The 503-nt window shown below is 60.4% G+C and carries 1 protein-coding gene; it reads right to left on the bottom strand.

Annotation, left to right across the window (positions count from 1 at the left end; translation table 11 throughout):
- Window positions 1-503: IS66 family transposase (locus tag INT21_RS06540; protein WP_193085004.1), on the bottom strand; the 503-nt coding region annotated here is incomplete at both ends.

Genomic DNA, 503 nt, shown 5'->3' with positions numbered 1-503 from the left:
ATGGGGCGTAGCGCCCGTTCCAGGTGGTTGGTGTCTGGCTGCACGTCCGGGTTTTCCAGGAACACGGTCAGGCTCGCTTCGCGACCGAGCACGTAGTTCAGGGCCTTGGTCAGCGGGTCGCTGGGCACGAGGCCGCCTTGTGCCAACTGATCCCGGCACCACTGGAAGAAGTCGCTGACCACCGGTTTCGAGTGATCCAACCGGTACTGGCGTTTCTTCTCGCCAGTCAGCCCCTGGGTTTTGATGGCCTCTTCATTCCGGTACACCTTGGCGATCTGTTGCAGCGCGTTGGTGACTGTCTCCGGGTGATCTTTCTGTGCCTCGATAAAATAACGGCGACCATGCACCCAACATTGGGCATGGGTGACGCTCTCCTGAGCGGCAGCGTAGCGGGCATAGGCCGCGTAGCCGTCACTGATCAGGGTGCCGCTGAACGATTCGCTGAGTACTTCTTCGATATGGGCACGCCCACGGCTGTTCGAGTAGGTGAACACCACCTCGTC

The organism is Halomonas sp. 3F2F (assembly GCF_014897805.1).
Classification (GTDB): domain Bacteria; phylum Pseudomonadota; class Gammaproteobacteria; order Pseudomonadales; family Halomonadaceae; genus Vreelandella.
This window is presented reverse-complemented; position numbering and strand designations above follow the sequence as displayed.